Below are 6,537 nucleotides of genomic sequence, written 5' to 3' on the forward strand. Positions count from 1 at the left end.
GTTGTCACGCTTTCGCGAAAGCGTACTCTTATAAGAAGTAAAAAACCAATCCCAGTCTAATGACTTGAAGATTAACGCTACTAGCATCTATTTGCGCCTCATCATTGAGCAGGGTACTCAAACCATAATATCCTTGAAAATTAAAGGCCCCATAACCAAAAGAGAATGAAGGCCCATATTGGAAGCTATTTACCTCTGGCAAATCAGTACGGACAACATTAAGGTTATTGTCTTGAAAAGTGGATTTAAACCTAAATAAGTAACCCAACTTTAAGCCGGCATGTATACGCCAAAAGCTGTATTTAGTTGGGGTCGATGTGCGCCACCTATATTCGATTGGAAACTCAAGGGTATATGTTGTAAATCTATTGACATCCTCATCAACCTGGTCATCGAGAATTTCATAATTAGTCACCATATCAGTAATCGCTTCATCTATAAACAAGTTTTGATTATAGGTATCCACCGCAAGACCTATTCCTAGACCTATTGCCTTATTACGCCTCTTATTAATAGGAAAATCTCTAATAACTCCAGCTTGTATTCCAGCACTGAGACCATTTTGTTTAAAATCTGTTGGCTTATTACTTATTAAATTAAAAGTAACACCTACATAAACTTGATCTTCTCGATACAAAGAATCTACATCTTCCTCATATAGCACAACTTCTTCCTGCGCCAGTAAGCAAGAAGTGAGAAATAAAATGGACAAAAACAAGTAGTATTTCAAGTGGAAGAATTTCTAACAAATATAAGAGAAATGATAATGAGTATTAAAAATAAAAAAACGCCTTGAGTTACCTCAAGACGTTTTTTTACTAATTTAATATCGGATTATTGCGATACAGCATCCTCCGTTTGTGTAGTAATATAAATTACTTTAAGCATGTTTGCTTGTCTAAGCTCCTGCTTCACATCATATACTAAACCTGAATTAGTTTCCTTATCAACTTTAAAGGCAACCATAACACGATCTTTAAGCTCATCTCTAAGCTTTTCACGCTCTTCAAGAATAGCAGGTTGTACTTCGTTTATATTTACGAATTTGTCTCCTATTTGAATTTTACCCTCTGTACCGAACTGCTTGTATCCCTCTCCTGGTTTCCCTCCGAAGATGTAAACACTTCTGTCCTTTTGTAGCTTCTCTGTTTGATCTGCTGCTGGTAAAATTTGCGCTACTTTTACGTCATTTTTACGTAACACTGTAGCCACCATGAAGAAGAATAATAACATAAATACAATATCTGGTAGGGAAGCCGTGTTTACCGCTGGTAACTCTTTTGACCCACCTTTTTTAAATTTTGACATAATATTTTTATTTTATAATTCTACTTATGATTGAGGATCTATTTCAGAAAGTTTCTGAGGATACATTTTCTTGATAACATCAAGTTTTTCTTTTGCACTCTCTTCGTTTCCTTTATACACTCCTTCGTCTATAGCTTTCTTTACTTCAGTAAATTTCCAACCGTATAAACGTTGTGACTCTCTATCACGTAAAGAATTGTATGCTCCTACTAGCTCATTTTGAACTGTAATGTACGTATCGTAAGATGTCTCACGGTCATTTTTTACAGTTACAATAGCCTTGTCTGGAAAGTCTGACGAACTAGGGTCGCGCTCTCCTTGACAGTAATCACAATACCCTTCTTGCCCTTTCGGTACACCTCCATTATCTAAGAAGGCGATAGCTGCCTCTTGGAGATCTTTGATCTCCATAGGCTTATCTTCAACCAAAAGCTCATCGTTTTTATTTACGATAACTACAAAAAGGTTTTTTTCTTTAATGATAGGAGGCTCCACATTCTCAGGTTGCTCTGGCGGTAACGCTCTTACTAGACCTCTATCTTTTTCAATGGTAGTAGTTACCAAGAAGAAGATAAGTAGTAAGAATGCGATGTCTGCCATAGACCCTGCATTAATTTCTGGTGCATTTCTCCTAGCCATAATTATTTATTTACAAGTTTCTTAGCTCCTGATACTAGCATAAGTACAATTGCAATTGCTGCAAGAATAAAGAATGCATTAATACCAGCGCTTACCCATTGTGAACCACTAGCAGATAGCATTTCTCCGTCTTTCATTGCAACTTCTTCTGCTCCACTTGCTGCGAAGTAAGATATAGCAACTACTAACAAGAATGCTCCAGCACCTATTAGTGTATTCTTTGCGTTACCCGAAAATAGACCTTTGACAACAAAAATCGCTACGAGCACTATTGCGATACCTATAACTATCCAAGCGAGGAGAATCATAATATCAACAAGGTTCTGTGAATCACCACCTACGATGGCTTCATTGTTTGCCCATACCATACCAGCAACAACAAGTGCTGCGATACCTACGATACCAACAATGATTTTTAAAATTTTATGTAATCCCATAATATGTATGAATTTTTAAGATTACTATATATTACTTCTTGTAACGTACAAGCATGTCCATCAATGTGATTGATGCATCTTCCATATCGTTTACGATACTGTCAATTTTTGCAATAATATAGTTATAGAATATTTGAAGAATAATAGCCACAATCAGTCCGAATACTGTTGTAAGAAGTGCTACTTTAATACCTCCTGCTACAAGTGCTGGATTCATATCACCTGCTGCTTCAATTCTATCAAAGGCTTGAATCATACCGATTACCGTACCCATGAAACCAAGCATTGGTGCAAGTGCGATAAATAATGAAATCCAAGATACGTTCTTTTCAAGTTGTCCCATTTGAACACCACCATAAGCTACAACAGCTTTTTCAGCAGCTTCTACTCCTTCATCTACACGGTCAAGACCTTGGTAGTAGATAGAAGCAACAGGGCCCTTAGTGTTACGACATACTTCTTTTGCAGCTTCAACACCACCACTATTTAATGCATCTTCAACATCTTGAGCTAACTTCTTAGTGTTAGTAGATGCTAGGTTAAGATATATAATACGCTCAATAGCAATTGCAAGTCCTAAAATAAGACATAAAAGTACAATCCCCATGAATCCAGGACCTCCTTCAATGAATCGTTTTTTCAAATCCTGCGTAAAAGAAAGCTCTTCTGCGGCAGCTTCATCTTGAAAAGATGCTCCAGCGTCTACATTCGCAACAATTTGTTGGATTTGTACTGGAAGGGTTGTTTGTGCGTTACTGGCGTTTGCTGTGAATGTGCTTAACACTACTACAGCGGCAACTGCCATGATAGAGAATAATTTTTTCATTGCTCTTGATCTTAAAGTTTAAATTAGTAAAGGGTTAAATATAGTAATTAATTAGATTATCTGTAACAAATATAGAAAAGCATCGTCTTATTTTAATTACAATTAATTTAGTATGTAATTTATAAAGCAAGGTACTTACACCAAAATTTGAATGAAATACATCTAATTTTATCACAAAATAATTACTTCACGTTATTGTGAAATCTTTTGAGATAGCAAGTATATGAAAGTATGCTGTAATTTCTTACTACCTTGATACTTTTTTAATAGAAACACCTCATTATTGTGAAAAAATAATTCTTCAGTACTATATCTCGTGTTTTTCAGCCTCAAAAACACCAGTACATCTCAAAAATCTCATTTAGTTATTAAGCATAAAAAAGCTCTCAATCTAGATTGAGAGCTTTTTTACTTTGTAGGTAATCGTCTGTTTTTAATTAATTACATTTTCTCTATAATAAACTCAGACCTTCTATTTATTTGATGTTGTACTTCATCACATTGCACTCCATTAGAACATTCATTAAGTAATCTTGTTTCTCCAAAACCTTGAGCAGACAGTATTCTCTCTTTTGCTATCCCTTGTCTTATCAGGTAATTTTTAGTTGAGACTGCTCTTCGTTGCGATAGCTCCATATTATAACTATCATCTGCACGAGCATCTGTATGAGATTCAATTCTAATTTCCATAGATGGCTGCTGAGACATCAGTGTTACAATCTTGTTGAGCTCCATAGCAGCGTCCGGACGTATGTAGTCCTTATTGAGGTCAAAAAATATAATCCCAACCTTAATTTTAAGTTGACCGCTATCTTCCACAATGAGCTCGCTTAACGTCTCAAGATCTAGGGGTACTATAGTTTCTGAGGAGATACTAGAAGTAACAATATTTTTTGAATTAGGAGTGTATCCTAATTTGTTCACTTTTATATCATATTGCTCAGCACAGTCAAGGTCAAAATTAAAAACATAATCCCCATTACTTTTACTTACGGTTTCAGAAAGTTTAACTCCATTCTCCCCATACAAAGAAACTGTAGCATCCGCTATACGTTCCTGCGTACGGCTATTAACGACATAACCTTTAACTAGCTGCTTACAATTCTTTACAACATCTTCTAAAGGAATACGCTGTATTGCATAAATATCATCGTCACCCACTCCTCCTTCTCTGTTTGAACATACAAACCCTTGCTCTCCACTCTCATTAATAATGAAACCAAAATCATCTAGCTGACTATTGAGTGGTTTTCCCAAATTACGTGGAATTGAAAAAGTATTGTTCTCTATATCACTCTCAAAAACATCTAACCCACCAACACCTAAGTGTCCATCTGAAGCAAAATACATTACTTGATTTTCTATGTAAGGAAACATTTCTCTTCCAGAAGTATTTACTTTAGGACCTAAGTTTTGGGGTGCAGAATAATTATTATCACCCAAGATGTCAACTACAAAAATATCTGTTGCTCCTATAGTCCCAGGCATGTCTGAAACAAAATACAACTTTGTACCATCTTCACTAAGTGCTGGGTGACCTGTAGAATACTCACTGCTATTAAAAGGTAACTCGCGCACATCTTGCCAATCATCTTTGGCTCCTACACTATCATTCCTTTTAGCAGTATATAATTTGAGATGACTAACTCCATCCTCTCCCCTTCTCAAATCACCATCATAATTATTCCTCGTAAAGTATATACGTTTTCCATCTTTTGCGAAAGCTATAGTGGCTTCATGATACTTTGTATTGATAACGTCCGAAAAGATATCCTCTCGCTTCACTTCATTTTCGGCGGCATTTATTTGACCTATATAGAAGTCTAAAAAAGGTTGATCATTCCAGTGGTACCTTCTTTTTATATAATAAGATGTATCTACCGCAGATGAGTATACTAGTTTAGATCCATAATATGTAGGTCCAAAATCTGAATACGCTGTATTTATTGACAAGTTTTTAAGCTCAAATTGCGCAGGAATCGCCAGCACATCTGCCAAAGTACGTTCTTTCTGAGCATAATCATCAATACGTTTATCATTTTTAGATGACGCTTTCGCGAAAGCTTTCATCCATTTTTTTGCCGCTTTATAATCACCAATACCTTGAAGTGAGTGTGCAAATCGAAATAAATACTCAGCATCGACTTCATCTCTATATTGACTAACAAGCAGATCATACCACTTATAAGCCTCCTCCATATTAGTATTAAAGTAATATGAATCTCCAGCTTTCTGCAGGAGTACCATAGAGTTATCTCCTCTATCTATTGCTTTCTCATAAACAGCTGCCGCTTCAACATAGCGCATTTGTTCAAATAGCTTATCTGCGTTTTTGTATGTTTTCTGCGCAAAGAGAGAAACAGAAAAAAGTAGCAGAAGTATCGTAATATTCTTTGTCATTATTTATAATTTAAAAGAAACGAGGTGATTTAATTTTCTTCGTTTTTGAAATAAGATCAAATCTCATTGTAATCTCATGGCTTCCAGTATTAAATCGCTGTAGTTCTGTAGTAGTATAATCATAAGAATACCCTACCAATAGCTGTGGTGTTATCTGGAATCCAGCAAGACCACTTACAGAATCATCCCATCTATAAGAAAGCCCTAATCTTAGCTTTTCATAAAACATAAAACTTGCAGATAAATCCACAATAAGCGGAGCTCCCGTAACACTCTTTACTAGGAAAGCTGGTTTAAATTTTGTCGTACTACTAAGATCTGTGACAATACCTCCTATTATAAATAAGTGAAGTCTTTCGGCAGCTACAGTTTGCTGTATATCGTCATAGGTTTGATCGGTAAATAAATTTGGGATGGAAAATCCAAGATAGTTACGATCATTATGCCAGTAGACACCTGCTCCTAGAGTAGGTAAAAATTCGCTCACATTATTTTGAAAAAGGACATCTTCACTTTGAGCATTACCCTTAGAAAAATCAATATCTAAGAAACGTCCACCACCTTTTAAGCCAAACGAAAGCTTACGAGTGTCTGAAGTCATTATCGTATATGAAAAATTAAGATCTAGATACGTTTCCTTAGAGGGACCAAGTTCATCATTTGCTATTGCTAGACCAAGACCTACATGTTCACCTATTGGAGTGTCTAAAGAAAAGGTCTGTGTTCTAGGAGCTCCATCTAGACCAACCCATTGTGATCTCAATACCCCAATCGCAGAAGCATGACCTCTAGATCCAGCATATGCTGGATTTACACTCAATGTGTTGTACATATATTGTGTAAACTGAGGATCTTGTTGCGCAAATAGCGTCTGGAAGGATAGACCTACTAAACCTACTATTAATACTCTAAGCTTTATATTCATAC

Annotated in this window: 7 protein-coding genes; all 7 read right to left on the minus strand. The window is 35.9% G+C overall.

Annotated elements, in window-relative coordinates:
* Nucleotides 1-28 precede the first annotated feature (28 nt).
* A complete protein-coding gene (locus SJY23_RS02090) occupies nucleotides 29-712 on the minus strand; it encodes a porin family protein (RefSeq protein WP_396597269.1) in 684 nt (227 codons plus the stop codon).
* A gap of 122 nt (nucleotides 713-834) precedes the next feature.
* Entirely contained in the window at nucleotides 835-1,308 is a 474-nt protein-coding gene (locus tag SJY23_RS02095) for a biopolymer transporter ExbD (protein WP_035335832.1), read from the minus strand.
* Nucleotides 1,309-1,332: 24 nt separating this feature from the next.
* Nucleotides 1,333-1,947 (minus strand): biopolymer transporter ExbD, encoded by a 615-nt coding sequence (locus tag SJY23_RS02100; RefSeq protein ID WP_035335831.1) that lies wholly within the window; start codon nucleotides 1,945-1,947, stop codon nucleotides 1,333-1,335.
* Between the two features lie 2 nt (nucleotides 1,948-1,949).
* Entirely contained in the window at nucleotides 1,950-2,384 is a 435-nt protein-coding gene (locus SJY23_RS02105; protein ID WP_035335830.1) for a hypothetical protein, read from the minus strand.
* A 31-nt stretch (nucleotides 2,385-2,415) separates the two neighbouring features.
* Nucleotides 2,416-3,210, minus strand: coding sequence for a MotA/TolQ/ExbB proton channel family protein (locus SJY23_RS02110; protein ID WP_396597270.1), 795 nt, complete (start codon nucleotides 3,208-3,210; stop codon nucleotides 2,416-2,418).
* A 441-nt stretch (nucleotides 3,211-3,651) separates the two neighbouring features.
* Nucleotides 3,652-5,610, minus strand: a complete 1,959-nt coding sequence (locus SJY23_RS02115) for an OmpA family protein (protein WP_396597271.1) — start codon at nucleotides 5,608-5,610, stop codon at nucleotides 3,652-3,654.
* A 10-nt stretch (nucleotides 5,611-5,620) separates the two neighbouring features.
* Nucleotides 5,621-6,535 carry a type IX secretion system membrane protein PorP/SprF gene (locus tag SJY23_RS02120; RefSeq protein ID WP_396597272.1) on the minus strand — a complete coding sequence of 305 codons (915 nt, stop codon included), beginning with the start codon at nucleotides 6,533-6,535 and terminating at the stop codon, nucleotides 5,621-5,623.
* Nucleotides 6,536-6,537 lie beyond the last annotated feature (2 nt).

This window comes from Dokdonia sp. R86516, from assembly GCF_044596715.1.
Lineage (GTDB): Bacteria > Bacteroidota > Bacteroidia > Flavobacteriales > Flavobacteriaceae > Dokdonia.